Below are 25725 nucleotides of genomic sequence, written 5' to 3'. Positions count from 1 at the left end.
ATCTCTCCGGTCGTCCGCACGGAGGGGCTCCGGTGAGCTTCCACAACCCGAAGCTGCCCTGGTCGGAGCTGGAACGCCTGCTCTCCGGCCGGGAACCCGGCACCGGACGGTCAACCCCGAACCGGTCGGGTGTGGGCCCGGGTGGATCGGGCGCGGACCGGTCGGGTGAAGGATCGTCGAGGGAGGGGCTGGCCGGCGGGGAGGGCGGCCGGGTGCGCGACGAGCGGCACCTGCACGTGGTCGACCCGCTGGCCGTGGACGCCGACGGTGGCGACTCTCCCGCCTGGAGCCGCAGGCGGGAGCACTACCGGCCGCCCGAGGTGGCCCGCCCCGACGACGCGGTGCCGTACGCCGAGCTGCACGCGCACACCAACTTCAGCTTCCTCGACGGCGCCAGCCACCCGGAGGAACTGGCCGAGGAGGCGGCCCGGCTGGGCCTCACCGCGCTCGCCGTCACCGACCACGACGGCTTCTACGGGGTGGTGCGCTTCGCCGAGGCGGCCCGCGCGCTGCACCTGCCGACCGTCTTCGGCGCCGAACTCTCCCTGGACCTGCCCGGCCCGCAGAACGGCGAGCCCGACCCGCTCGGTCGGCACCTGCTGCTGCTCGCCCACGGCCACGAGGGGTACGCCCGGCTGGCGTCGACCATCGCCCGTGCCCAGCTGCGCGGCGGGGAGAAGGGCCGCCCGGTCTACGGCGGGCTGGAGGAGGTCGCCGCCGAGCTGCGCGACCACGTGCTGGTGCTGACCGGCTGCCGCAAGGGGCACGTGCCGGCGGTGCTGCTCACCGAGGGGGTGGACGCGGCGGCCCGCGAGCTGGGCCGGCTGACCGCCCTGTTCGGCGCGGAGACGGTGGCGGTCGAGCTGACCGACCACGGGCATCCGGTCGACGCCGACCGCAACGACGCGCTCGCCGAGCTGGCGGCGACGGCCGGGCTGCCCACGGTGGCCACCAACAACGTGCACTACGCCACCCCGGGCCGGCGTCGGCTGGCCACCACCGTCGCCGCCGTACGGGCCCGGCGCAGCCTGGACGAGATCGACGGCTGGCTGCCCGCCGCCGGCACCGCCCACCTGCGCGGCGGCGCCGAGATGGCGGCCCGGTTCGCCGCGTACCCCGGCGCGGTGGCACGGGCCGCCGAGTTCGGCGCCGAGCTCGCCTTCGACCTCCAGCTCGTCGCGCCGCGGCTGCCGGCGTACCCGGTGCCGCCCGGGCACACCGAGATGAGCTGGCTGCGCCACCTGACCCACGCCGGCGCCCGCGAGCGCTACGGCCCGCCCGAGGCGCACCCGAGGGCGTACGCGCAGCTCGAACACGAGCTGAACATGATCGAGGAGCTGGGCTTCCCCGGCTACTTCCTGGTGGTCTACGACATCGTCACGTTCTGCCGTGAGCAGGACATCTACTGCCAGGGGCGGGGCTCGGCGGCCAACTCGGCGGTCTGCTACGCGCTGCGGATCACCAACGTGGACGCCGTCCGGCACCGGCTGCTCTTCGAGCGCTTCCTCGCCCCGGAGCGCGACGGTCCGCCGGACATCGACGTCGACATCGAGTCCGACCGCCGCGAGGAGGTGATCCAGCACGTCTACGCCCGCTACGGCCGGGAGCACACCGCGCAGGTCGCCAACGTCATCTCCTACCGGCCCCGCTCGGCGGTGCGCGACGTGGCCAAGGCGTTCGGGTTCTCGCCCGGCCAGCAGGACGCCTGGAGCAAGCAGATCGACCGCTGGGGCTCCGTGGCGTCCGTCGACGTGGCGGACATCCCCGAGCAGGTGGTCGCGTACGCCAACGAGTTGCAGACGTTCCCCCGGCACCTGGGCATCCACTCCGGCGGCATGGTGATCTGCGACCGGCCGGTGATCGAGGTGTGCCCGGTGGAGTGGGGGCGGATGCCGGGCCGCAGCGTGCTCCAGTGGGACAAGGACGACTGCGCCGCCGTCGGCCTGGTCAAGTTCGACCTGCTCGGGCTCGGCATGCTCTCCGCGCTGCACTACGGCTACGACATGATCGGCATGAGCCTGGACCTCGGCGACATGACGCTGGACGACCCCGAGGTCTACGACATGCTCTGCCGGGCCGACTCGGTGGGGGTGTTCCAGGTGGAGAGCCGTGCCCAGATGGCCACCCTGCCCCGGCTGAAGCCCCGCGAGTTCTACGACCTGGTGGTCGAGGTGGCGCTGATCCGGCCCGGCCCGATCCAGGGCGGCTCGGTGCACCCGTACATCCGGCGCAAGAACGGCCAGGAGGCGGTGACCTACCCGCACCCGCTGATGCGCAACGCGCTGGAGAAGACCCTCGGCGTGCCGCTGTTCCAGGAGCAGCTCATGCAGCTCGCCATCGACCTGGCCGGCTTCGACGCGGCGGGGGCCGACCAGCTGCGCCGCGCCATGGGCGCCAAGCGTTCCGCCGAGCGGATGGCCCGCGTCGCCGACCGGCTCTACGCCGGCATGGCCGAGCGGGGCATCACCGGCGAGCTGGCCGACGACGTCTACCGCAAGCTCTCCGCGTTCGCCAGCTACGGCTTCCCGGAGAGCCACGCGATGAGCTTCGCCTACCTGGTCTACGCCAGCTCCTGGCTCAAGCGCTACCACCCGGGGCCCTTCCTGGCCGCGCTGCTCAACGCCCAGCCGATGGGCTTCTACTCGCCGCAGACCCTCGTCGACGACGCCCGCCGGCACGGGGTGGAGGTGCGCCGGCCGGACATCAACGCCAGCGGCGCCCTGGCGGTGCTGGAGTCCACCCCGCAGACCCGGTGGGGCAGCGCGCCGGGGGAGCCGCCGCACGCCTGGGGGCTGAACGGGCCCGCCGTCCGGCTCGGGCTCTCCGGCGTGCGTACCCTCGGCGACGGGGTGGCCGAGCGGATCGAGGCGGAACGGACGGCGCGCGGGCCGTACCGCGACATGCCGGACCTGGCCCGGCGGGCCGGGCTGTCCGCCGCGCAGCTGGAGGCGCTGGCCACCGCGGATGCCTTCGCCTGTTTCGGGCTGTCCCGGCGGGAGGCCCTCTGGGGCGCCGGCGCGGCGGCCCAGGACCGGCCGGGCCGGCTGCCGGGCACGGTGACCGGCGCGACCGCGCCGACCCTGCCCGGGATGGAGGCGGTGGAGCGGCTGGTCGCCGACGTCTGGGCGACCGGGCTGTCGCCGGAGAGCCACCCGGTGAGCTTCATCCGGCCCCGGCTCGACGCCCTCGGCGCGGTGCCGATCGCCCGGCTCGGTCGGGTGAAGCCGGGTCGGCGCATCCGGGTCGGCGGGATCGTCACCCACCGGCAGCGGCCGGCGACCGCCGGCGGGGTCACCTTCCTCAACCTGGAGGACGAGACGGGGATGCTCAACGTCACCTGCTCCCCGGGCCTGTGGCAGCGCTACCGGCGGGTGGCCCGCACGAGCGCCGCGCTGGTGGTGCGGGGGCGGCTGCAACGGCACGAGGGAGTGATCAACCTCACCGCCGACCGGCTGGACGCGATCGAGCCCCCGGTCAGTCCGGCCTCGCGCGACTTCCGCTGACGGCAGTGATCCACATTACGGTTTTCCGCGCCCGATGGAGGGACACTCCAGCTCGCGCGGGCAGAGTGGCCCGCGTGAGCACGAGGGGGACGAACGATCATGGGAAACAACGACCGTAGCGGCGGGGTGGCGAACTCCCGGCGGACCCGGCTCGGCGCCGGTTGGACCCCGAGCCACCACACCGAACCGCGCGAGTACGAGATCGTCGAGGGCCCGGTGGCCAACGCCCTGCGCTCGCGCGCCGAGGACGACGCCGCCACCGGCGAGTCCTGACCTTCCGTGGTCCGGGAGCCGGCCGGGTCGCCGCCGGTGCGACTCGGCTCGGCTGGACCGGGTGACTAGGCTCGACCGGGTGGAGCAGACCCCAGGCCGGCTCGCCGGGCCGCCGCTGACCCCCCGTACCGTCGTGATCTGGTCGGTGCTGCGCGCCGAGCTGGAGCGCCGCACCGGCGCCGCGCTGACCGTCCTCGACGTCGGCGGCGGCACAGGCGGCTTCGCCGTGCCGCTGGCCCAGGCCGGGCACCGGGTGACCGTGGTCGACGCCAGCCCCGACGCGCTCGCCGCGCTGACCCGCCGGGCCGCGGAGGCCGGTGTGGCCGAGCGGGTCCGCGCCGTGCAGGGCGACGGCGACGCGCTCGCCGGCCTGGTCGAGCCGGGCAGCGCCGACCTGGTGCTCTGCCACGCCGTGCTGGAGGTCGTCGACGACCCGGCGGCGGTCGTGGCCGCGCTGGCCGCCGCGCTGCGCCCGGGCGGCGCCGCGAGCGTGCTGGTCGCCGGCCGGGCCGCCGCGGTGCTCGGCCGGGCCATGAACGGGCACCTGGACGTCGCCGCCGCGCTGGCCGCCGACCCGGCCGGCACCGCCGGCAGCCGGGACACCCTGCGCCGACGTTACGACGCCGACCGCGCCGCCGCGCTGCTCGCCGCCGCCGGGCTCGTCGTCGAGGAGATCCACGGCGTACGCGTGCTCGCCGACCTCCTCCCCGCCGCCGTCGCCGACGGACAGCCGGCCGCCCTGGTCGAGTTGGAACGGGCACTCGCCGCGCGGGCGCCCTGGCGGGACCTCGCCGCCCAGCTGCACCTGTTCGCCCGCCGCCCGTGACCGACCCGCTGGAGATCGTCGGGCCGCGCTACGGCGACGCCAGCCTCGCCGACGTCCTGCCCGCCGCGCTCGCCGTGCTCGGCGTGCCCGGCGCCGCCGACCCGCTCGGGCTGCGGGCCGCGCTGCCCGGGGTACGCCGGATCGCGGTGCTGCTCGTCGACGGCCTCGGCTGGCACCAGATCCCGACCGCCGCCCCGTACGCGCCGACCCTGGCGGGGCTCGCCGCCACCGCCGGCCGGCAGCTGACCTCCGGCTTCCCGTCGACCACGCCGACCAGCCTGGTGACGCTGGGCACCGGCGCCGCCCCCGGCGTGCACGGCGTACTCGGGTTCACGGTGCGGGTGCCGGGGACCGACCGGGTGCTCAACCACATCGAGTGGGCGGCCGATCCGGCACCGCTGCGCTGGCAGCCGGTGCGTACGCAGTTGGAACGGGCCCGTGCCGCCGGGGTCGCGGTGACCGTGGTGAGCCGTCCGGAGTTCGGCGGCAGCGGGCTGACGCTGGCCGCCAACCGGGGCGGCGACTACCGGGGCGCGTCCGGCGTCGACGCGCTCGCCGAACGGATGCTCGCCGCCCTGGCCGCCGGCGCGGGACCCACGCTGGTCTCCGGCTACCACCCCGACCTGGACCGGCACGGCCACCTCACGGGCGTCGACTCGGCGCCCTGGCGTATCGCCGCGGCCGAGGTGGACCGGCTGCTGGCCCGGCTCGTCGACGGGCTGCCGCCCGACGCCGCGCTGCTGGTCACCGCCGACCACGGCCAGCTCGACATCCCGGCCGGGCACCGCTTCGACCTGGACACCGACCCCCGGCTGCGCCCCGGGCTGGAGGTGGTCGCCGGGGAGCCCCGGGTCCGCTACCTGCACGTCACCCCCGGCGCCGTGGACGACGTGGTGGCCGCCTGGTCGGCGGTGCTCGGCGACGCGGCCCGGGTGCGTACGCGCGACGAGGTGGTGGCGGCCGGCTGGTTCGGCCCGGTGGCGGAGGAGCACCTGCTCCGCATCGGCGACGTGGTGGTGATCTGCAACGCCACGTACGCGGTGACCGCCTCCCGCTCCGAGCCGCCGGCGGTCTCCCGGCTGGTGGCGTACCACGGGGCGGACACGGCGGCCGAGATGACCATCCCGCTGCTGGTCGTACGCGGCTGACGCGCGGGCCCGCCGGGCGGGGATGTCGCAGGTCCGGGCTAGCCTGCGGGGATGGGTCGCAGCCAGTCGTTGCCCCGGGGCGGCGATCCCCGGTTCGGGCCGGACGCCGACGATTCCGGCTGCCCGATCCTGCACGTCGACATGGACGCCTTCTTCGCCTCGGTCGAGGTCCGGCGCCGTCCGGAGCTGCGCGGTCGGCCCGTCGTGGTCGGCGGGACCGGCCCGCGCGGGGTGGTGAGCTCCGCCAGCTACGAGGCCCGGCGCTACGGCGTACGCAGCGCGATGCCCACCGCGCGGGCCCGGGCGCTCTGCCCGCAGGCGGTCTACCTGCCGCCCGACTTCCCGCAATACTCGGCGGCCTCCACCGCCGTCATGCAGATATTCCGCGACGTGACCCCGTTGGTCGAGCCGCTCTCCCTGGACGAGGCGTTCCTCGACGTGGCCGGCGCCCGGCGGCTGTTCGGCCCGCCGGCCGCCATCGCCCGGCGCATCCGTGAGCGGGTCGCCGCCGAGCAGGGGCTGACCTGCTCGGTCGGCGTCGCCCCGAGCAAGTTCGTGGCCAAGCTCGGCTCGACCCGCGCCAAGCCCGACGGCCTGCTCGTCGTCCCGGCCGCCCGGGTGCTCGACTTCCTGCACCCGCTGCCGGTGTCGGCGCTGTGGGGGGTGGGGGAGCGGTCCACCGAGACGCTGCGCCGGCTGGGCCTGGCCACGATCGGCGATCTCGCCGCCGCGCCGATGGGCATGCTGCGCAAGGCGCTCGGCGAGGCGGCCGCCACCGGGCTGCACGAGCTGGCCTGGGGACGGGACCCGCGCCGGGTCAGTCCGGAGCACGTGGAGAAGTCGATCGGCGCCGAGGTGACCTTCGACGTCGACGTGGGTGACCCGCTGGAGATCCGCCGGGCGCTGCTCGCGCTCGCCGAGAAGGTCGGCGTCCGGCTGCGCCGGGCCGGGCAGGTCGGGCGCACCGTGTCGCTCAAGGTGCGGCTGGCCGACTTCCGCACCGTCAGCCGCTCCCGCACGGCCGGCACACCGACCGACGTCGCCAGGGAGATCTTCGACACCGTCTGGGCGCTCTACACCGCGCTCGACCCCGGTGATCCCATCCGACTGGTGGGCGTACGCGTCGAGGGGCTCGCCGCCGCGCAGGAGACCCCGCGACAGCTCACCCTCGGCGCGCCCGAGCGGGGCTGGCGGGAAGCGGAGGCCGCAGCCGACGCCGCGGCTGCCCGTTTCGGGCGGTCCGTCATAGGTCCGGCCAGTCTGCTGGGGCCCCGGGACGGGCGACGAAATGAAAATCCTCCCCGGCCGTAGGTCGTCCCGCTTTCCGACGCGCGGGGGCCCTCGTAGACTTGCGGGTAAGCAGCCGGTTGGCTGCCACGGTCTGTCGGCCCGCCCGGGCCGACCAACGTGACCGGGGAGGAGTGCCGTGCCGCTCTCGGAGCACGAGCAGCGGCTGTTCGAGCAGATCGAGCGGTCGCTTGCCGAGGACCCCAAATTCGCCTCGGCCGTGCGCGCCAGCGATCCGCGCTTCCACGCGCGGCGTCGCCTGCTCGTCGCTGCCGGCTTGATGATCGCCGGGCTGGCCCTGTTGGTCTACGGCGCGGTGATCAAGCTTCCGCCGCTGGCAGTGGCGGGTTTCGTCGTCATGCTGGCCTCGGCCGCGTTCGCGGTGCAGTCGCATCGTCGGGCGCAGTCGCCCGACCTGCACGTCGTCGGCGGGACGACGAGTCGTCGTCGCCCCCGAGGTCGGTCGGGTCGCCGGCCCTCGATCCTGGATCGGATGGAGGACCGGTGGCGGCAGCGCCCGGAGGGACACCGCTGAGCCCGGCCCGACACTGAGTCGGGCCTACCGCTGAGTCCGGCCCGGCACTGAGCCGGGCCGCGCCGACGAGTCGGCCGCCGGCACGCCCGGCGGCCCCTGACGATTCCGCACGCCCTCGGGGCGTGCCTCCTCGCATGTCCCGGCACGCCCACCGGCCCTGAGCCCCGGCTCGGGGGCCCGTTCGGCTCAGCCGGCTCCGGCATCCCGCTCGGGGCCCGTTCGGCTCAGCCGGCCCGGGTCCTCCTTGCTCTGGCCCGGCTCGCGTCACCCCCGCCCCGGCTCGCGTCGCCCCCGGTGCGCCCTGCCAGCCCCGTCGTCCGGTCCGCGCTGGGCCCGGTCGGCTCCCGACAGCCCGGCACCTGGGGGGCACCCGTCCCGGCGCGGCCCCGCGAACGCGACGGGCCGGCAGGGCGAGGACGCCCTACCGGCCCGTTCGGCCGTCGGTCAGCGGGCTACCCGGTCGGCCAGCAGGCGACGCGGGCTCCAGCGCAGCAACCGGTGCCGGGCCCGTCCGCCCGCCGCCACCAGCCGGGACGACGCCTCGGCCGTGCCCGTGCGCCAGCGCAGCAGCACCGACGGCGGCAGCACCGCCGCCATCAGGCGGGTGCGCCGGTCCGCCCGCGCGGCGAGCGCGGCGCGTACGGCGCGCAGGGCCGGCAGGAGCTTCTCGCCGGTCAGCGGGTCACGGGCGTAGCGGGCGCGTTCCTCGGCGCGGCCGAGCAGGCCTACCGCCGTGACCGCCTCCGCGTCGGCCGTGAGCGCCTCCCGGGACAGCCGACCGGCGGTCGCCCGGGGGGTCTCCGTGCGGTCGATCCGGACCCGGTAGTCCACCAGCGTGTCAAGCAGTTCGTCCCAGGCGGCGTGCGCGTCCGCCCGCGCCCGCTCCGCGTCCGCCAGCACCACCATGCGCCGCCCGTCCGCGGGCGCGTCGCCGGCCGCCTCGGGGCGTACCGGCGTCGCTGCCGGGGCCGCCGGGCCGCTGCGCCGCCGGCGCAGGGCCGCCCTCCGCAGGGCCGGCAGGGCGAGCAGGACGAGCAGGGCCAGCACCGCGCCGGCGGCGTACCAGGGCCAGACCGGACGCCGCTCGGTCGCCGCCGCGTCGCCGAGGGCCAGGCCGGAGTCGAAGTCCTCCTCGGGACCTGCCGGCCCCGCCGGCCCGGCCGACGGGTCGGCGCCGCCGGGGGCACTCGACGGGCCGGGGGCCGGCGCCTGCTCCTCCGGGGCGTCGGTGTCCGGCGCCCAGGCCGAGCGGGTCGAGCCCTGCACGCCGTACGCGGGGGTGGCGTCGAACGGCACCCAGCCGACCTCGTTGAAGTAGACCTCCGTCCAGGCGTGCAGGTTGCGGTTCGTCAGGGTGTAGGTGCCCTCGCTGGAGTTGCTGCCGTTGGCGAAGCCGAACGCCACCCGCGCCGGGATGCCGGCGGCCCGGACGAGCCACGTCATCGCGGCGGCGTACTGCTGGCAGAAGCCGACCTTGTTGTCGAGGAAGTCGACGATCTCCCGCCCGCTGGTGCCGCCCTTGGTGCTCAGCGAGTAGGTGAAGCCGTTGTCCGAGGAGAAGTGGTCGTAGATCGCGCGGACCTTGTCGTACTCCGTGTCCTCGCCCCGCACCAGAGTGGAGACCAGCTCCTCGACCTCGGGCACCGGCGGCGGGGTGGGGTGCAGGCGCCGTACGGCGTGGTCGGCCGGCAGCGGCGGCGACCGGCGCAGGGCCGCCGGCGTGTAGGTCGAGCGCACGTACTCGAACGCGTAGCGCTTGTCGCGCGAGTTGTCCCGGTTGGAGAAGATCACCTGGAGGCTCGGGTCGTACGCCCAGTTGCCGCTCAGTTCCTCGGTGCGCACCGGTTCGGTGTAGACCGGCAGCAGCGGCATGGTGAGGTTCTTCGTCACCTCGACCGTGGCCTGGTACCTCCGCTGCTCGGCGCCCCGCGCGGACGGTGCCGGCAGGTCGTCGACGGGGCGCCCCGTGGGGGTGCCCTCCCGGAAGCCGCTCGGCGTGAGCTTGTCGGCCACCCCGAAGCGCAGGTAGAAGGGGTTGGGCTCGTTCGTGGTGACCTTGACCAGGTCGGCGACCTCGGACTGGTTGAGCTGCCCGCTCAGCGCCGCGAAGAGGTCGATCCGGCCGGTCCCGCCCTGCCCGGGGCGCCCGTTGCCGTTGCCGTTGCCCGAACCCGCGCCCAGCGTGTCGAGCAGCCCGCCCGTCATGCCCGGTACGGCCAGCGGCAGCAGCACGGCCAGCGCCACCCCCACCGCGGCCAGCCGCCGCCCGGCGGCGGCCAGCGGCGACGCCTCCCAGACGTCGACGTCGCGCCCGTCGCCGGTGAACCGTCGGCCGAACCGGCGGACCCGCTCGACGTTGTCGGTCACCAGCAGCCAGAGGAAGCCGGCGGCGCCGACGACGAACGGCACCGCCGGGACGCTGTCCACGTAGACCGCGACGGGCACCGAGTAGATCGCCAGCATCGGCAGGCCGGCCAGCGCCGGGCGACGCAGCCCGACGGCGAGCACGTCGACCACCACGGCCACCCCGCCGATCCCGAGGACCGTGACGAACAGCAGCGGATCGGTGTCGGGCACCTTGACGCCGTAGGAGCGCATGTCCTCCAGCGAGCCGTCGAGCAGCTCGCCGAAGTGCGTGAAGGTCGACGGGGTGGGCACGATGCCCAGCAGCTCGCCGCCGCCGGGAAAGAGCCAGGTCAGGGCCAGCGTCAGGCCGGCCAGCATGCCCAGCGCCTGGCCCCAGAGCGGAACCCGCGCCGCCCGGGCGAGCGCGGCGACGGCGGCGACCACCGCCACCGCGATCGTCGCCTGGATCAGCCACGTCCAGCGTTCGAAGATGGCCGACAGCGGGGCGGCGGCGAGCAGCGTCGCCACGGCGGCCACGAAGCCCAGGTTCCGGTGGGCGATCATGAGGGGACCCTTCCGTTCATCGCATGCCGCCGGCCACCGTCTCGGCCATGGCCGCCCGCAGCGCGAAGCCCTGCGAACCACGGGCCGCCTGCGGCCACAGCGCGGGCAGCTGCGTGCCGTGGTCGACCCCGATGACCCGCCAGCCGCTCTGCAACATGGCCAGCGCGGCGGCGCCGTGCGCGTGGTCGGCCTCGGCCCGGGCCTTGGCGGGCAGGTTGAGCCAGGTGGAGCTGTCGAGCAGGAAGCCGACGCAGGTGGCGCCGTTGCCGCGCAGCCCGGCGAGCAGTTCGGCCTCGGCCGTGCTCACCGAGCCGAACAGCCCGATGATCAGGCCGCCGTCCGCCCGTTGCCGGACCCGCTGCACGAGGGTGGTGAGCTCGCCCTTCTTGTCGAGCCGCACCTCGGCGAGGTGGTCGAGGAGCACCCCGTCGCCGGTCGCCTCGGAGGCGTCCACGTCGGCGCCGGAGCCGGTGACCAGACGCAGCTTGTAGCCGGCCTGCCGCAGGTGCACCGCGATGCTCGCCGCGGCGGAGACCGCCCACTCGAAGGAGGCCGTCGGCCCGTCGCCGCGGTGGCCGTACGCGCGGGTGTCCAGCACGACGGTGGCCCTGCTCTCCCAGGGCTGCTCCTCCCGGCGCACCATCAGCTCGCCGGTGCGCGCGGTCGACTTCCAGTGCACCCGGCGCAGGTCGTCGCCCATCCGGTACTCCCGGGTGGCGGCGTCGTCCTCGCCGTGCACGGCGACGGAGCGGGCCCGGCTGTCGCCGCTGCCGGCGTACTCGCCGGGCAGACGCACCGAGGGCAGCGGGGTGACCTGCGGGATGACGGTCAGGTGATCGGTGCTCGGGAACGCGCGGCTCAGCTCGCACAGCCCGAACGGGTCGGTCATCCGGACCACCAGCGGGCCCACCTCGTAGCGCCCGCGCACGTCGGCGCGCACCGTATAGGCCACCGAGCTGGCCTGGTGGGCGCCGAGCCGCTCCAGCACCACGCGGGGCCGGCTGCCCAGCGCGTACGGCAGCCGGTCCTCCAGCAGCAGGGTGCCGGTGGGCAGCCGGGACAGGTTCTGCAACCGCAGCACTACCCGGGAACTCGCCCCGACGGGCACCCGGTGCGGGTCCAGCGACCGGTTGCAGGCCAGCTTGTAGCGGCTGCGCCCGACGTAGGCCGCCGCCAGCAGCGGCAGGATGGCCAGCAGCACGGCGACCCGGAGCAAATCCTTCTCGCCGAGGATGCCGGCCGAGACCGCCGCCGCGACCGCGGCCGCGAGGAACGAACGGCCGCGGGTGGTCAGCCCTCGCAGCCCGTCGCGCACGTCACCGCCTCCGCGGCTCGTACGTGGCTCGGCCGTTGCCCTCGCCCGTCGGGCGGGTGTCGTACGGGGAGCGCCCGCGGTCGTGCGGCAGCGGCAGCCGGTGCACCAGCTCGGAGACGATCGCGTCGGTCGTACGCCGGGCGAGCTGGGCGTCGGCGGTCGGGATGATCCGGTGCGCGAGCACCGGCACAGCCAGCACCTGGAGATCGTCGGGCAGGACGTAGTCGCGTCCCTCCAGGGCGGCCACCGCGCGGGCGGTGCGCAGCAGCTGGAGGGTGGCCCGGGGGGAGGCCCCGAGGCGCAGGTCGGCGGCCTCGCGGGTGGCGGTGACCAGGTCGATCGCGTACTGCTTGACCGCGTCGGCGACGTGCACCTGGCGGACGTGGCCGATCAGCTGCCGCACGATGTTGGCGTCGGAGACCGGCCGCAGCTCGTCCAGCGGGTCGGTGGCGCCGTGCCCGTCGAGCATCGCCAGCTCGGCGCTCGGGTCCGGGTAGCCCATCGCGATGCGGGCGGTGAAGCGGTCGCGTTGCGCCTCGGGGAGGGGATAGGTGCCCTCCATCTCGATCGGGTTCTGCGTCGCGACGACCATGAACGGCGTCTGGAGGTGGTAGGTGACGCCGTCGACGGTGACCTGGCGCTCCTCCATGCACTCCAGCAGCGCGGACTGCGTCTTCGGCGAGGCGCGGTTGATCTCGTCGCCGACGACCAGGTTGGCGAAGACCGCGCCGGGGCGGAACTCGAAGTCGTGCGTCTCCTGGTTGTAGACGCTGACGCCCGTGACGTCGCTGGGCAGCAGGTCGGGGGTGAACTGGATGCGGCGCACGGAGCAGTCGATCGAGCGGGCCATGGCCTTGGCGAGCTTGGTCTTGCCGACGCCGGGCACGTCCTCGATGAGCAGGTGGCCCTCGGCGAGCAGGACGGCCAGGGCGAGCCGCACGGTGGCGGTCTTGCCCTCGATGACCTGCTCGATGTTCGACACGATGGCTTCGCTGGCGGCGCGGAACTCGTCGTGCGGCAGCAGGCCGCCCACCTCGTCCCAGGTCTGTTGTGTCACGGGCCTCCTCCTCGTCGCCGGACGGCAGCTCTGTATAGAGCAGCTGGACCCGCCGTAGGGTTCGCGACGCCGAGCCTCGTCTGCCGCAGAAATCTCATTGGTCTCTCAGGCTAACCATGTTTGTCGCTGTCGCCGACCCCTGCAGGTAGTCCGTCGGTTACGCGCGGAAATTTCGCCGGTCGGGGGACGCATGCGTCCCCGCCCAGGGGGTAGACGCCGCTCCTGATCCGGACGGGAGCGAACATGACCGACCCGGCGCCGCCGTCGGCTACCGACCGCCGCCCGGCATGATCCTGGCAGCCGTCCTCGTCTGGCAGGTCGTGCTCGCGGCCTGCGTACCCCTGCTGTCCCGTCGGCTGGGTCGCGACGCCGGCTATCCGTTGGCCGCCGGTTTCCTGCTGACGGCCGGGCTGCTGCTGCTCCCGCTCCCGGTGGTCCTCGCCGACCGGACGGTCACGGCCGACTGGCGGTGGCTGCCCTCGCTGGACGTCTCGGCCGCCCTGCGCATGGACGCCCTCGCCCTCGTGTTCGCCCTGCTGGTGCTCGGGGTGGGCGCCCTCATCCTCGCCTACTGTCCGCGCTACCTGGGCCGCGAGGCGTCGCACACGCGGACGTACCTGCTGCTGACCCTCTTCGCGACCGCCATGATCGGCCTGGTCCTCGCCAACGACCTGCTGGTCCTGTTCGTCTTCTGGGAACTGACGTCGGTGCTGTCCTTCGTGCTGATCGGGCAGGGCAGACCGGCAGCCGGGCCTCCGGCGGTGCGGGCGTTGCTGGTCACCTCGGGCGGCGGCCTGGCCCTGCTGGCCGCCGTCGTGGTCCTCACGCTGGAACTCGGCACGAGCGACATCGGCCGCATCCTCGCCGAACCGGAGCGGCTGAAGGGCGGTCCCGCCTGGGCGGCCGGCGCACTGGTGCTGGTCGCGGCCTTCACCAAGTCGGCGCAGGTGCCGTTCCACTTCTGGCTGCCCGGCGCCATGGTCGCGATCACCCCGGTCAGCGCCTATCTGCACGCGGCCACCATGGTCAAGGCCGGCATCTACCTGCTGATGCGGTTCTCCGCCCTGTTCGGCGGTCAGACCGCCTGGAAGCAGACGCTGCTCGCGGTCGGCCTGCTGACCGCCGTGCTCGGGGCCTTCCTGGCGTTGCGCCAGTACGACCTCAAGGCGCTGCTCGCGTACTCCACGGTGAGTCAGCTCGGGCTGATCGTCGGGGTCGTCGGGGTGGGCACCCCCGCCTCGGACGCGGCCGCGATCCTGTACACCGTCGCGCACGCGCTGTTCAAGGCGACGCTGTTCATGCTGGTCGGCATCATCGACCACGAGGCCGGCAGCCGGGACATCCGAAAGCTGTCCGGACTCCACCGGATCATGCCCGCGACGGCGGTGTTCACCGCCCTCGCCGCCGCCACCATGGCCGGCCTGCCGCCGACGATCGGCTTCGTCGGCAAGGAGGCGATCTTCGAGGCGCTGGCCGAGGCGCACCACCCGCGCTGGACCGCGCCGTTGGCGGCCGGGCTCGGGGTGCTGGCCTCGGTGCTGACCTTCGCGTACGCGGCCCGACTGGTGCACGGCGTCTTCACCGGCCCGCTGCGCCAGCAGGGGCTGCGTCCGCCGCCGCGCGCCTTCGTCGCCCCCGCAGCGGTGGCCGCGGTGCTGGCCACCACCCTGGGACCCATCGTCACCCTGCTCAGCCCGCTCGTCGAGCGCGCCGCGAACGACGCCCGACCTCAGGGCGACCCGCCGTACCTGGCGTTCTGGCACGGCTTCACCCCGGCCCTCGGGCTCTCCGCGCTCACCGTCGGGCTCGGGACGCTGCTCTTCGTGTTCCGTGCCCGGGCCGACCGGCTGCTGCGCCGCCTGCCCACCTCCACCCCCTTCGCCGTCTGGTTCGAGGCCGGCCGCGCTCGGCTGCTGCGCCTCGGCGCCCAGGTCGCCCGACCGGCCCGGGCCGCCGGCCCGGCGACGTTCCTGCTCCGGCCGGTGCTCGCCGTGCCGCTGCTGGCCGTGGTGGCGGCGGTCGGACTCGGCCCACTGCCGCCGCCGGTGGGCGATGCGACCCGTCCCGGCGACGCGGTGCTGCTGGTGCTGCTCGTGGTGACCCTGGTCGGGCTGGTCACGGTCCGCTCGGCGCTGGGGGCGGTCGGCCTCACCGGCACGGTCGGACTCCTGTTGTCCGTCTGGTTCGTGACCGCCGGGGCGCCCGACGTCGCGCTGACGCTGATGCTGGTCGAGGTGCTCACCACCATCGTGGTGATGCTGGTACTGCGACGCCGCCCGCCGCGCCTGCCCCCGGGCGGCGCACCGCGGGCCCTGCTGGCCGGCGCGGTGCTGGCCGGCGCGACGGGGCTGGCAGCGGCGGCCGGCACCGCGGCGTTGACCGGCCGCCGTGACCTGTCCGCACCCGGCCGCTTCCTGCTGGCCGAGGCGGCCCCGATCACCGGCGGGAGCAACGCGGTCAACACGATCCTGGTGGAGTTCCGCGCGCTGGACACGCTCGGCGAATCGGTGGTCCTGGCGGTCGTGGCGCTGGGGCTGGTCTCGCTCTCCGACCAGATCACCCGACCCGGACGGGGCACCCGGGCCGGTCCCTCCGTCGACCCGGTGCTCGTGTTCGCCCACCGGTTACTCGCTCCGGTGATGCTGGTGGTGTCGGGCTTTCTCTTCGTACGCGGCCATGAGGAGATCGGGGGCGGGTTCATCGGTGCCCTGCTGGCCGGTACCGCGGTCGGGCTGGGCCACCTCGCATACGCCGGTGCCCCGGCACCCCTGCTCGGTCGGTTGCGGAGCGGCCCGCTGCTGGTGGCGGGGCTACTGCTCTGTGTCGGTGTGGGATTGGCGGCGTTGCCGCTGGGTCGCCCGTTCCTCACTCTCGGCAAGGTGGGTCTGCCCGGTGGGGCGACCCTGCCGTTCTCCAGCAGCCTGCTGTTCGACCTCGGGATCTACCTGATCGTCCTCGGATTGATCGTGGCGGCGGTCCGCCGGCTCGACCTGCCGACCCGACCCGCCCCGACGGGACGGCCGAGGTGACGGCCGCCGTCATGGTCGGCGTGCTGGTCGCCGCCGCCGTGCACCTGCTGCTCCAGCGTGGCCAGCTCCGGGTGATTCTCGGGTTCCTCCTGCTCGGCCACGCGGTCAACGTGCTGCTGCTCTCCGCTGGCGGGCTGGATCGCCGCACGCCCGCCTTCGAAGGCGGCGGCGAGGAGATGGCCGACCCGCTGCCGCAGGCATTCGCGCTGACCGCCATCGTGATCAGCTTCGGCATCACGCTCTACCTGCTCGGACTGCTCAGCGCGGACGGACCGACCGGAGGTGGCGAGCAGGGGACCGCCGAGGACCCTTGCGCCCCGGAGGATGGGCAGGACGACGTGGGCGCCGATGGCGGGGACGAACGGTGAGCCGGCTGCTGGTCCTGCCGTTCGCCGGTCCGCTGCTGACCGCCGCGGTACTGCTCGCCACGCCACGCCGCCGGACGGCGCACCGGGTGGCGGGCCTCGCCGTGACCGCCGCCGTCCTCTTCCTGGCCGTCGCGCTGCTGGTGGCCACGCGGGACGGCACGGTCGTGGCCGAGCGGATCGGCGGCTGGCATCCCCTGGTGGCGATCGGGTTCGCGGCCGACGCGTTCAGCGCGCTGATGGTCACCGTCTGCGCGGTGGTGGTGCTGGCCTGCCTCGCCACGGCCACCGCATCCGGCGACGACCACCATCCACTGTTCGTGCCGCTGGTCCTCGTGCTCTCGGCCGGCGCCTACGGCGCGTTCCTCACCGCCGACCTGTTCAACCTGTTCGTACTGATCGAGGTCATGCTGGTGCCGTCCTACGCGCTCGTCGCGCTGGGCGGCGGCGCCACCCGGCTCGGCGCCGCCCGGGTCTACGTGGCGATGAACCTGCTCGCCTCCACCATCCTGCTGGCCGGGGTCGGGCTGGTCTACGGGGTGACCGGCACGGTGCAGTTCGGTGACCTGGCGGCCGCCGCGCGCACCTCGCCCACGGTGGCCGTGGCCGCCGGCGTCGTGCTGTTGGCGCTGGCGGTCAAGAGCGCCGTGGTGCCCTGGCACGACTGGCTGCCCAGGACCTACCCCGAGGCGCCGCCCGTGGTGCTCGCGCTCTTCTCCGGGCTGCTCACCAAGGTCGGCCTCTACGCCCTGATCCGGATCTACGCCGTCGTGTACGACGGCGATCCGGCGTACCTCGGGGTGATAGCCGTGGCGGCGCTGCTCAGCATGGTGGTGGGCGTGCTCGGCGCGCTCGGCGAGGCCACCATGCGCCGGGTGCTCACCTTCCACATGGTCAGCCAGATCGGGTACGTCCTGCTGGGACTGGCCCTGTTCACGGCCGCGAGCCTCGCCGCGGCGGTCTTCTACCTGGTGCAGTACATCCTGGTGAAGACGGCGCTGTTCCTCTGCGCTGCGGCGGTGCACGCCGGCCACCGGACGGATCGGCTGGACCGGCTGAGCGGCCTGTCCACCGTCCATCCCGTGCTGGCACTGGCCTTCGCCGGCGCCGCGCTCTCCCTGGCCGGGCTCCCACCGTTCTCCGGGTTCGTGGCGAAGTTCCTGCTGATCAGGGCGGTGGGCGACGCCGGGCAGTGGGCGGCGGTGACGGTGGCCGTCGGCGTCAGCCTGCTCACGCTGGCCTCGATGCTCAAGATCTGGGGCGGGGCGTTCTGGGGGGAGCCACCCGGTCCGGACGAGGCCGCCGCGACCCGCGTGCCGGCCCGGACGGTGCTGCCGGCGTTGACCCTGGCGGTCGTGTCGTTGCTGCTCGGCCCGGTGGCGCAACCTCTGCTCGGGCTCGCCGACACGGCGGCGGCCGGTCTGCTCGACCCCGACGCCTACCTGAGGGCGGTGAGCGGCCGGTGAGCGTGGACTGGGGGCGGCGGGCGGTGGTGCGGGTCGGGCGGGTCCTGCGGTTCCTAGGGTGGTTCGTCGCCCGCCTGGTGGTGGCCAACCTGGTGGTCGCCCGGGAGATTCTGACCCCGGGCTGGCGGCTGCGCCCGGCGATCGTCCGGGTGCCGCTGCCCGGGGCGAGCAGCACCGAGTTGGTGCTGACGGCGCTCTTCGTCGGGCTGACCCCGGGCACCCTCACGGTGGCGGTCCGCACGACCCCGCCGGTGCTCTTCGTGCACGGCATGTACGCCGAGGACCCGCACGCGTTCCGCCGGGAGGTCGTCGAACTGCAACGGAAGCTGCGGTCGGCCGTCCGTCCCGCCGGTGGGCAGCCGGCCGGACCCGCACCCGCGGCCGGCGACCCGGATGGGAGGTGAGCACGTGTTCCTGCTCGACGTGGTGCTCGTCGTGCTCGCGCTGTCGGTGCTGCCGGTGATCTGGCGGCTGGCCGTCGGCCCGACGGACGCGGACCGGGCGGCTGCCCTCGACCTGGGCTTCTTCGTCGTCCTGGCCGCGGTGGCCGTGCTGGCCGCCCGGCTGGACTTCCCGGCCCTGCTGGACCTGGTGCTGACCGGCACCCTGGTGGCCTTCCTGGCCACGGTCGCCCTGGCCCGCCTGGTGCACCGGCGGTCGCGCTGATGCGCACCGTGCTGGCGGCGATTCCGCTGCTCGTGGGCACCGGACTGATCGCGGTCAGTGCTCTTGGCCTGCTTCGGTTGCCGGATGTCTACAACCGGATGAACGCGGTGGCCAAGGCGGCGAGCCTGGGCATGGTGTGCGTGCTGGCGGGGGTGCTGGTGCTGGTGTTCGATGCGCGCAGCGCGGTGGTGGTGGCCGTGGCGGTCGGACTGCAACTGGTCAGCGCGCCCGTGGGCGGCTACGCGCTGGCCGTGGCGTCCTACCGGGCGGGCAGCCCGTTGGCCGCGCTGACCCGCTACGACGACCTCGCCGACGCCGACGCCGACGCCGGATCGCCCGCCGATGCCGGAGGCGACCCGCCGGGTGGCGGACCTGCGGGTGGCGGACCCGCGGGTGGGTAACCGTCTCGCCGTCGCCATCGACCCGGCGGTAGACTGCGGGGCATGTCCGTGGCCGGTCTGCTTCTTACCGAGCCGTGTTGACGCGCTGATCCGCGACAGCACGGCCGCCCCTCCTGCGCGAGGGGTTTTTTTGTGCCTACCGGACGAGACCGACCCGCATCCCGCGGTACGACGAACAGCGGATCGAGGAGAGACGCCATGAGTGAGGCAGCCGCACCGGCCAGCGACGTGCCGCCGTTCCGGTACACCGCGGCCCTGGCCGAGGAGATCGAACAGCGCTGGCAGGAGGTCTGGGCGCGGGAGGGGACGTTCCACGCCCCGAACCCGACCGGCCCGCTGGCCGACCCCGGTCACCCCCGCGCCGGGGCGGAGAAGCTGTACGTCCTGGACATGTTCCCGTACCCGTCGGGCGCGGGCCTGCACGTCGGCCACCCCCTGGGCTACATCGGCACCGACTGCTTCGCCCGCTACCAGCGGATGGCGGGGCGCAACGTGCTGCACGCGATGGGCTTCGACGCGTTCGGCCTGCCCGCCGAGCAGTACGCGGTGCAGACCGGCACCCACCCGCGCACCACCACGGTGGCGAACATCGAGCGCTACAAGGCGCAGCTGCGCCGGCTGGGCCTGGCCCACGACGAGCGCCGCTCGGTGGCCACCATCGACACCGACTTCTACCGCTGGACGCAGTGGATCTTCCTGCAGGTCTTCAACTCCTGGTACGACACGGACGCGAAGCGGGCCCGCCCGATCGCCGAGCTGATCGCCGAGTTCGAGGGCGGCAACCGGCCGACCCCCGACGGGCGGGCGTGGGCGGAACTGTCCGTCGCCGAGCGCCGGGCCGTCGTCGACGACCACCGGCTGGCGTACGTCTCGCAGGCGCCGGTGAACTGGTGCCCGGGGCTGGGCACCGTGCTGGCCAACGAGGAGGTCACCGCCGACGGCCGCTCCGAGCGGGGCAACTTCCCGGTCTTCAAGCGCAACCTGAAGCAGTGGATGATGCGGATCACCGCGTACGGCGACCGGCTGCTGGACGACCTGGACACGCTGGACTGGCCCGAGCCGATCAAGCTGATGCAGCGCAACTGGATCGGTCGCTCCACCGGCGCGCACATCGACTTCCCGACCACCGTGGAGCCGATCCGGGTGTTCACGACCCGGCCGGACACGATCTTCGGCGCCACCTACATGGTGCTGGCCCCCGAGCACGAACTGGTCGACGCGCTGGCGCCGGCCGCCTGGCCCGAGGGCACGAAGGACGCGTGGACCGGCGGGCACGCCAACCCGCGCGCGGCCGTCGAGGCGTACCGCAAGGCGGCGGCGGCCAAGACCGACGTCGAGCGGCAGGCCGACACGAAGGAGAAGACGGGCGTCTTCGTCGGCGCGTACGCCACCAACCCGGTCACCGGCGGGCGGATCCCGGTCTTCATCGCCGACTACGTGCTGGCCGGCTACGGCACGGGCGCGATCATGGCGGTGCCCGGCCAGGACGAGCGGGACTGGGCGTTCGCGGAGGTCTTCGAGCTGCCGATCGTGCGTACCGTGCAGCCGGCGGAGGGCTTCGACGGCAAGGCGTACACCGGGGACGGCCCGGCGATCAACAGCGCCGCGCCCGAGCGCGGCCTGGACCTGGACGGCCTGGGGGTGGCCGAGGCCAAGGCGGCGACCATCGGGTGGCTGGAGGCCAACGGGCACGGCACCGGCGCGGTGACCTACCGGCTGCGCGACTGGCTGTTCAGCCGGCAGCGCTACTGGGGCGAGCCGTTCCCCATCGTGTACGACGAGACCGGCGCCGCCATCGCGCTGCCGGAGGAGATGCTGCCGGTCGAGCTGCCCGAGGTCGACGACTTCTCGCCGCGCACGTTCGACCCGGAGGACGCCGACAGCAACCCGGAGACGCCGCTGTCGCGCCGGCGCGACTGGGTCGAGGTGGAGCTGGACCTGGGCGACGGCCCGAAGCGCTACACCCGCGAGACCAACGTGATGCCGCAGTGGGCCGGCTCCTGCTGGTACGAGCTGCGCTACCTGGACCCGACCAACTCGCAGCGCTTCGTCGACGCGGAGAACGAGGCGTACTGGATGGGGCCGCGCGGCGAGGGCGACTGCGGTGGCACCGACCTGTACGTCGGCGGCGCCGAGCACGCCGTGCTGCACCTGCTGTACGCGCGGTTCTGGCACAAGGTGCTGTACGACCTGGGGCACGTCTCGTCGTTCGAGCCGTTCCGCAAGCTGTTCAACCAGGGCTACATCCAGGCGTACGCGTACACCGACGCCCGGGGCGCCTACGTGCCGGCCGAGGACGTCACCGAGCGCGACGGCGGCTTCTACCTGGGCGACACCCAGGTCAACCGCGAGTACGGCAAGATGGGCAAGTCCCTGAAGAACGTGGTCACGCCGGACGAGATGTGTGCCGCGTACGGGGCGGACACGTTCCGCGTCTACGAGATGTCGATGGGCCCGCTGGAGGTGTCCCGCCCGTGGGAGACCCGGGCGGTCGTCGGGTCGTACCGGTTCCTGCAGCGGGTCTGGCGGGCGATCGTCGACGAGCAGACCGGCGCGCTGCGGGTCACCGACGCCCCCGCCGACGACGCGACGCGGCGGCTGCTGCACAAGGTGGTCGACGGGGTCCGCGGCGACATGGAGGCGATCCGGTTCAACACCGCGATCGCCAAGCTGATCGAGCTGACCAACGGGCTGACCCGGCTGGCGGAGACCCCGCGCGAGGTGGCCGAGCCGCTGGTGCTGATGGTGGCGCCGTTCGCCCCGCACGTCGCCGAGGAACTGTGGCGCCGGCTGGGGCACGACACCTCCCTGACGTACGCGGACTTCCCGACCGCCGACCCGGCGCTGCTGGTGGCGGAGACGGTGACGTATCCGGTGCAGATCAACGGCAAGGTGCGCGGCCGCGTCGAGGTCCCCGCCGACGCGTCCGAGGAGACCGTCCGCGCGGCGGCCCTGGAGGCGGTCGCGTCGTCGCTGGCCGGCAAGGAACCCCGCAAGGTCATCGTCATCAAGGGCCGCATGGTCTCCGTGGTGGCCTGATTTCTCTTGGATCGATCATGCAGTCGTGGTGGGGGGCGGAGTCCCCGGACCTGGACGAGTCGGGCACCACGACTGCATGATCGGCGCGGCTGACCTGGATCAGGGGTCGCGGCGGTGGGTGAGGGTCACGGCCGTCAGGGTCGCGGCCACGGACCAGGCGGCCAGGGTCAGCCAGGAGCCGGTGACGGTGGCCGGGTACGGGTCCGGGTTGAGGACGTCGGGGTGCACCTCGATCAGTCGTAGCCAGGCGGTGAGCGGCAGGGCGTTGTACGCCTCGGCGATCCACCGGTGCTCGTCGCTGTCCACCGCCATCGGCACCAGCACGAGCACCGCCGTGGCGGCGGCCACGGCCCCGGCGGCGTGCCGGGTGAGGGCGCCCAGACCCATCCCGACCAGCGCGCACACGGGCACCAGCACGGCGCTCGCCACGACGGCGCGCAGCACCCCCGGCTCGCCGATCGACCAGCCGGCGCCCCGGTCGGCGAGGATCGCCTGGGACACCCAGAACGAGGTCGCCGCGGTGACCGCGCCGAGGACGAGCATCACCCCGGCCAGGACGGCGGCCTTCGCCGCGACCATCGCCCGGCGGACGGGCACGGCGGCGAACGTGGCCCGGATCAGCCCGCTCTGGTACTCGCCGACGACCGTCAGGGCGCCGACGGTGGCCGAGGTGAGGATCAGCAGCAGGTAGCCGGCCTCGGGGAAGGCGTCGCGCAGCGGCCCGTACAGCCGGAACATCTCCCGGCGCCCCTCCGGGTACGCCGGCCAGTTCCGGTGGTCGGCGAGGCTGGCGTTGACGCTGACCCCGACCACGAACAGGAAGACCAGCGGCAGCGTCCAGCGGGTCGAGCGCAGCGACCAGAGTTTGATCCACTCGGCGGCCAGCAGGTCGCGGAACCGGGCCGGCGGCCCGGTCACGGTCGGTCGGCGGGTCGCCCCGGTCACGGCGGTCATCGGGTCCCCTCCCCGGCGAGGTACTCCACGCTGTCGGCGGTGAGCGCCATGAAGGCGTCCTCCAGCGAGGCCGTTCGGGTGCTCAGCTCGTGCAGCACGATGCGGTGGGCGAGCGCGAGGTCGCCGATGCGCGCGGCCGTCAGGCCGGTCACGATCAGCGCCCCGGCGTCGCCCGGCCGCACGTCCGCGCCCTCCGCCGCCAGCACGGCGGCCAGGCCCGCCGCGTCGGGCGTACGGACGGACACGGCGGCCCGGCTGCTCCCGGCCGCGAACTCGGCGAGGCTCTGCTCGGCGATGAGCCGGCCCCGGCCGATCACCACGAGCCGGTCGGCGCAGTTCTGCATCTCGCTCATCAGGTGGCTGGAGACAAAGACCGTACGCCCCTCGGCGGCCAGCCGCCGGAACAGGTCCCGTACCCAGCGCACCCCCTCCGGGTCGAGGCCGTTGAACGGCTCGTCGAAGAGGAGCACGGGCGGGTCCCCGAGCAGCGCGGCGGCGATCCCGAGCCGCTGCCGCATGCCGAGGGAGAAGCCGCCGATGCGCCGCCGCGCGGCGGCCGACAGCCCCACCTCCCGCAGCACCTCGTCGACCCGGCTGCGCGCGATGCCGTTGCTGCGGGCCAGGGCCCACAGGTGCGCGACGGCGCTGCGCCCGCCGTGCACGTCGCCGGCGTCCAGCAGCGCGCCGGCGTGACGCAGCCCGCGCGGCCGGTCGGCGAAACGCACCCCGTCCACGGTGACGGTGCCGCTGGTCGGCGCGGTGAGCCCGATGATCATCCGCAGCGTGGTGGACTTGCCGGCCCCGTTGGGGCCCAGGAACCCGGTCACGTGGCCGGGGCGCACGGTCAACGTGAGGTCGTCGACGGCCGTCGTGCGGCCGTACCGTCTCGTCAGGGCGTTCAGTTCGATCACCCGGCCCACGCTGCCGGGTGACGGCCGTCGCGGCGTCGCCCCGGCGGGCACATCCGGCGGGCGGTGACCCGCCCCGGGGCGTACGCCCGTGGGCCGATGCCCGGGCGGCGGCGGGCTGGCTACCGTGTGCGGCATGGATGCGACCGCGCCGCCACCGCGCCGCGCCCCGGCGCGGGCGGTGCTGCCCTGGCTCGGCGTCGCGGTGCTGCCGTTCGCCGTGCTCATGGCCCCGGTCGTGGCGTCGAGCCGCAACGGCGTGGGGTTCGGCGACTGGTGGCTCGCCGAGCGCTACCTGGTCCCGCTGCTGGCCGTGGCCCCGCCCGCCGGCCTGCTGCGGCGCCGGCCGGTGCTGGCCCTGGCGCTGATGCTCGTCGCGGCGTGCGTGGTCACCGTGGTCGTCAACGTCGGCGAGGACGGCTACCTGGCCGACATCTGGTACGCGCAGTTCCTGGCGGTCGACCTGGTGGTGGGGCTGATCGCGGCGGGGAGGTCCCGCCGCGTCTCGGCGCCGGTGGCCGTCGTGGCGCTCGCCGTGCAGATCACCGCGAGCTTCGTGAACCCCTCCACCGACCCGGTGAGCCGGGCCACGCTCTCCGTGCTGGCGGTCGTCACCGCGTGGACGGTCGGCAACTCCGTGCGGGCCCGGCGCGGCTACGCCGAGGCGCTGCGGTCGCACGCCGCCGCCGAGGCGGTCACCGCCGAGCGGCTGCGCATCGCCCGCGAGCTGCACGACATGGTCGCCCACAGCATCGGGGTGATCGCCATCCAGGCCGGCGTGGGGGCCCGGGTCATCGACACCCAGCCGGCCCAGGCGCGCGCCGCGTTGGCCACCATCGAGGCGACCAGCCGCGACACCCTGGCCGGCCTTCGGCGTACGCTCGGCGCGCTGCGCCGCCCCCATTCGGAGTCGGCGTCGCTGGATCCGACGCCCGGGCTGGACGACCTCGACCGGCTGGTCACGGCCGCCGCCGACGCCGGCGTGCGGGTGGACCTGCGGCGCGGCGGCGAACGGCGGCCGGTCCCGGCCGAGGTCGACCTCGCCGCGTTCCGCATCGTGCAGGAGGCGCTCACCAACGTGGTACGACACGCGGGCAGCGACCGGTGCCGGGTCACCGTCACGTACGGCCCCGACGAGGTCGCGGTGGAGGTCGTCGACGACGGCCGGGGCGGCTCGGTCGGCGGCGAGGGACACGGCATCGTCGGCATGCGGGAACGGGTCGCCCTGGCGGGCGGGCGGTTCCACGCCGGGCCGCGCCCGGAGGGTGGCTTCCGGGTGGCGGCGTGGCTGCCGACGGCGACGGCGGTACCCCCGGTGTCGCCGGCGGCGGTGGAGCCGGCCGGGACGGGGGAGCGGTGAGCGTCCGCGTGCTGCTCGTCGACGACCAGCCGCTGGTCCGCGCCGGCCTGCGGGTGCTCATCGCCGACGCCCCCGACATCGACGTCGTCGGCGAGGCGGGCACGGGGACCGAGGCGGTACGGCTGGCCCGCGAGCTCGTGCCGGACGTGGTGCTGATGGACCTGCGGATGCCCGGCATGGACGGCATCCGGGCCACCGGGGCGATCACCTCGGCGGGCGGCGTCACCCGCGTCCTCGTGCTCACCACCTTCGACGACGACGAGCACGTGCACGCCGCGCTGCGCGCCGGCGCGAGCGGATTCCTGGTCAAGGACATGGCGCTGGACGACATCCTCAACGCCGTCCGGGTGGTCGCCGCCGGGGACGCGCTGATCGCTCCCGGGGTCACCCGCCGGCTCATCGCCGAGTTCGCCCGCCGACCGGCCCCCGCCGCCCCGACCCGGGCCCTCGACGGCGTCACCGAGCGGGAGCGCGAGGTGCTGACCCTCGTCGGCCGGGGCCTGTCCAACGGCGAGATCGCCGCCGAGCTGACGATCAGCGCGGCCACCGCCAAGGCCCACGTGGCCCGGCTGTTCAGCAAGCTGGGCGCCCGCGACCGCGTGCACCTCGTCATCGCCGCCTACGAGGCGGGGCTGGTCTCCACGGCGGGATGAGGCGCGCGACCGGGTGGGGCGGGCGCGCTC

The 25725-nt window shown here is 74.6% G+C and carries 20 protein-coding genes; 15 read left to right on the top strand and 5 right to left on the bottom strand.

Features of this window, described 5'->3' with window-relative positions; genetic code table 11:
* The first annotated feature begins 32 nt into the window (after positions 1-32).
* The 6 genes from ACTMS2_RS08065 to ACTMS2_RS08040 all read left to right on the top strand — a co-directional run bounded on the left by ACTMS2_RS08065 (position 33) and on the right by ACTMS2_RS08040 (position 7572).
* Positions 33-3503 carry an error-prone DNA polymerase gene (locus tag ACTMS2_RS08065; RefSeq protein ID WP_441174853.1) on the top strand — a complete coding sequence of 1157 codons (3471 nt, stop codon included), beginning with the start codon at positions 33-35 and terminating at the stop codon, positions 3501-3503.
* Between the two features lie 99 nt (positions 3504-3602).
* Complete coding sequence (locus tag ACTMS2_RS08060) at positions 3603-3776, top strand: hypothetical protein (RefSeq protein WP_172896422.1); 174 nt, start codon at positions 3603-3605, stop codon at positions 3774-3776.
* A 61-nt stretch (positions 3777-3837) separates the two neighbouring features.
* The gene (locus ACTMS2_RS08055; protein WP_441174852.1) at positions 3838-4602 is read left to right on the top strand and encodes a class I SAM-dependent methyltransferase; all 765 of its coding nucleotides are present in this window, start codon (positions 3838-3840) and stop codon (positions 4600-4602) included.
* The gene (locus ACTMS2_RS08050; RefSeq protein WP_441175137.1) at positions 4554-5750 is read left to right on the top strand and encodes an alkaline phosphatase family protein; all 1197 of its coding nucleotides are present in this window, start codon (positions 4554-4556) and stop codon (positions 5748-5750) included. Before ACTMS2_RS08055 ends, ACTMS2_RS08050 begins: the two co-directional genes overlap by 49 nt.
* 51 nt (positions 5751-5801) lie before the next feature.
* Entirely contained in the window at positions 5802-7061 is a 1260-nt protein-coding gene (locus tag ACTMS2_RS08045; RefSeq protein ID WP_441174851.1) for a DNA polymerase IV, read from the top strand.
* Positions 7062-7176: 115 nt separating this feature from the next.
* On the top strand, positions 7177-7572 hold the full coding sequence (locus ACTMS2_RS08040) for a DUF3040 domain-containing protein (RefSeq protein ID WP_101411912.1): 396 nt from the start codon (positions 7177-7179) through the stop codon (positions 7570-7572).
* 444 nt (positions 7573-8016) lie between these two features.
* Here the strand turns inward: ACTMS2_RS08040 and ACTMS2_RS08035 are convergent, their stop codons facing one another.
* Genes ACTMS2_RS08035 through ACTMS2_RS08025 form a run of 3 tightly spaced genes read right to left on the bottom strand, consistent with a single transcriptional unit; the run spans position 8017 to position 12854 of the window.
* Positions 8017-10482, bottom strand: a complete 2466-nt coding sequence (locus tag ACTMS2_RS08035; protein ID WP_441174850.1) for a transglutaminaseTgpA domain-containing protein — start codon at positions 10480-10482, stop codon at positions 8017-8019.
* Between the two features lie 16 nt (positions 10483-10498).
* Positions 10499-11797, bottom strand: coding sequence for a DUF58 domain-containing protein (locus tag ACTMS2_RS08030; RefSeq protein ID WP_441174849.1), 1299 nt, complete (start codon positions 11795-11797; stop codon positions 10499-10501).
* Position 11798: 1 nt separating this feature from the next.
* Positions 11799-12854: an AAA family ATPase gene (locus tag ACTMS2_RS08025; RefSeq protein ID WP_441174848.1), complete on the bottom strand. Its 1056-nt coding sequence runs from the start codon at positions 12852-12854 to the stop codon at positions 11799-11801.
* Positions 12855-13141: 287 nt separating this feature from the next.
* Here ACTMS2_RS08025 and mbhE point away from each other — a divergent pair, with 287 nt between their 5' ends.
* The 7 genes from mbhE (at position 13142) to leuS (ending at position 21820) form a co-directional block, all read left to right on the top strand.
* Positions 13142-15883 carry a hydrogen gas-evolving membrane-bound hydrogenase subunit E gene (mbhE, locus tag ACTMS2_RS08020; RefSeq protein ID WP_441174847.1) on the top strand — a complete coding sequence of 914 codons (2742 nt, stop codon included), beginning with the start codon at positions 13142-13144 and terminating at the stop codon, positions 15881-15883.
* Between the two features lie 11 nt (positions 15884-15894).
* Positions 15895-16251, top strand: a complete 357-nt coding sequence (locus ACTMS2_RS08015) for a sodium:proton antiporter (protein ID WP_441174846.1) — start codon at positions 15895-15897, stop codon at positions 16249-16251.
* Positions 16248-17714 (top strand): monovalent cation/H+ antiporter subunit D family protein, encoded by a 1467-nt coding sequence (locus ACTMS2_RS08010; RefSeq protein ID WP_441174845.1) that lies wholly within the window; start codon positions 16248-16250, stop codon positions 17712-17714. The genes ACTMS2_RS08015 and ACTMS2_RS08010 overlap by 4 nt, the downstream gene beginning before the upstream one ends.
* Positions 17711-18118 (top strand): Na+/H+ antiporter subunit E, encoded by a 408-nt coding sequence (locus ACTMS2_RS08005; protein WP_441174844.1) that lies wholly within the window; start codon positions 17711-17713, stop codon positions 18116-18118. The genes ACTMS2_RS08010 and ACTMS2_RS08005 overlap by 4 nt, the downstream gene beginning before the upstream one ends.
* Positions 18119-18122: 4 nt before the next feature.
* Positions 18123-18380, top strand: coding sequence for a monovalent cation/H+ antiporter complex subunit F (locus ACTMS2_RS08000; protein WP_441174843.1), 258 nt, complete (start codon positions 18123-18125; stop codon positions 18378-18380).
* The gene (locus ACTMS2_RS07995) at positions 18377-18781 is read left to right on the top strand and encodes a cation:proton antiporter (protein WP_441175136.1); all 405 of its coding nucleotides are present in this window, start codon (positions 18377-18379) and stop codon (positions 18779-18781) included. Before ACTMS2_RS08000 ends, ACTMS2_RS07995 begins: the two co-directional genes overlap by 4 nt.
* Positions 18782-18979: 198 nt before the next feature.
* On the top strand, positions 18980-21820 hold the full coding sequence (gene leuS, locus ACTMS2_RS07990; protein WP_441174842.1) for a leucine--tRNA ligase: 2841 nt from the start codon (positions 18980-18982) through the stop codon (positions 21818-21820).
* Between the two features lie 99 nt (positions 21821-21919).
* On the opposite strand, the gene ACTMS2_RS07985 is transcribed toward leuS, so the two are convergent.
* Positions 21920-22774, bottom strand: coding sequence for a hypothetical protein (locus tag ACTMS2_RS07985; protein WP_441174841.1), 855 nt, complete (start codon positions 22772-22774; stop codon positions 21920-21922).
* Positions 22771-23685 carry an ABC transporter ATP-binding protein gene (locus ACTMS2_RS07980; RefSeq protein WP_441174840.1) on the bottom strand — a complete coding sequence of 305 codons (915 nt, stop codon included), beginning with the start codon at positions 23683-23685 and terminating at the stop codon, positions 22771-22773. Before ACTMS2_RS07980 ends, ACTMS2_RS07985 begins: the two co-directional genes overlap by 4 nt.
* A 133-nt stretch (positions 23686-23818) precedes the next feature.
* On the opposite strand from ACTMS2_RS07980, the gene ACTMS2_RS07975 reads away from it, so the two are divergent.
* Complete coding sequence (locus ACTMS2_RS07975; protein ID WP_441174839.1) at positions 23819-25042, top strand: sensor histidine kinase; 1224 nt, start codon at positions 23819-23821, stop codon at positions 25040-25042.
* Complete coding sequence (locus ACTMS2_RS07970; RefSeq protein ID WP_441174838.1) at positions 25039-25695, top strand: response regulator; 657 nt, start codon at positions 25039-25041, stop codon at positions 25693-25695. The genes ACTMS2_RS07975 and ACTMS2_RS07970 overlap by 4 nt, the downstream gene beginning before the upstream one ends.
* Positions 25696-25725: the final 30 nt, after the last annotated feature.

It is taken from the genome of Micromonospora sp. SD12, from assembly GCF_052068495.1.
In the GTDB taxonomy this organism is placed as follows: Bacteria; Actinomycetota; Actinomycetes; order Mycobacteriales; family Micromonosporaceae; genus Micromonospora; species Micromonospora echinofusca.
The sequence above is the reverse complement of the archived record's forward strand: the minus strand, read 5'-3'. Positions and strand labels throughout refer to the sequence as shown.

Excerpts from the sequence above, each read along its gene's own strand:
- ACTMS2_RS08035 (WP_441174850.1), bottom strand. The coding sequence starts at position 10,482 with ATGATCGCCCACCGGAACCTGGGCTTCGTGGCCGCCGTGGCGACGCTG.
- ACTMS2_RS08045 (WP_441174851.1), top strand. The coding sequence starts at position 5,802 with ATGGGTCGCAGCCAGTCGTTGCCCCGGGGCGGCGATCCCCGGTTCGGG.
- ACTMS2_RS08060 (WP_172896422.1), top strand. The coding sequence starts at position 3,603 with ATGGGAAACAACGACCGTAGCGGCGGGGTGGCGAACTCCCGGCGGACC.
- ACTMS2_RS08015 (WP_441174846.1), top strand. The coding sequence starts at position 15,895 with ATGGTCGGCGTGCTGGTCGCCGCCGCCGTGCACCTGCTGCTCCAGCGT.
- ACTMS2_RS07985 (WP_441174841.1), bottom strand. The coding sequence starts at position 22,774 with ATGACCGCCGTGACCGGGGCGACCCGCCGACCGACCGTGACCGGGCCG.
- mbhE (WP_441174847.1), top strand. The coding sequence starts at position 13,142 with ATGATCCTGGCAGCCGTCCTCGTCTGGCAGGTCGTGCTCGCGGCCTGC.
- ACTMS2_RS07975 (WP_441174839.1), top strand. The coding sequence starts at position 23,819 with ATGGATGCGACCGCGCCGCCACCGCGCCGCGCCCCGGCGCGGGCGGTG.
- leuS (WP_441174842.1), top strand. The coding sequence starts at position 18,980 with ATGAGTGAGGCAGCCGCACCGGCCAGCGACGTGCCGCCGTTCCGGTAC.